Below are 572 nucleotides of genomic sequence, written 5' to 3' on the forward strand. Positions count from 1 at the left end.
ACTGACTTCAACGGTCTAACCCTAACGATAAGACCGTTTTATTCTGACTATGTCGCAAAAATGGATGAATACCCGGTCGACACATGGTGTGCGAACCCATATCTTCATTGCCAGTTTATCGAGACTATCTCAAGCTCTCTTATTACGCCTGCAGACACCTTCTTTATTGATCAGGCGCTTCTTAAACTGCTCACTTATGGTTGGACGCAAACTGTAGCAGGAGTACTCCTTTTGTCCTATATACAAGCAGAATATGTACGAGAGTTTAATCTTGAAAAATTCCTTGTAGCTCCGGCAATTCGATGGAAAGAGAATAAGAACTTTTCCGATCGGGCAGTCCTTAGATATTCTTATTTGCCTCCTTTTCAGATAAGAATGCACGAATACTATAGTCCAACGTACTTTCTAATGCCGGAAGAATTGAATTATTTTTTTTCTCGGAAAGGTGTGCCACAAGATTCATTGCGTATTACAGTGGATGCTTCCGATGCGTTGTTTTACACGCGATCCGATAGACCACTGGTTCCCGATCCAATAGATCCCGCCTTGAAAAGAATTGATTGCACCGTATC

Annotated in this window: 1 protein-coding gene; it reads left to right on the plus strand. The window is 41.8% G+C overall.

All coding sequences use genetic code 11. From position 1 onward, the window contains the following. On the plus strand, positions 1-572 hold a 572-nt coding region (locus HMPREF2890_RS09150), incomplete at both ends, for a hypothetical protein (RefSeq protein WP_210394735.1).

The organism is Porphyromonas sp. HMSC065F10, assembly GCF_001808555.1.
GTDB lineage: Bacteria > Bacteroidota > Bacteroidia > Bacteroidales > Porphyromonadaceae > Porphyromonas_A.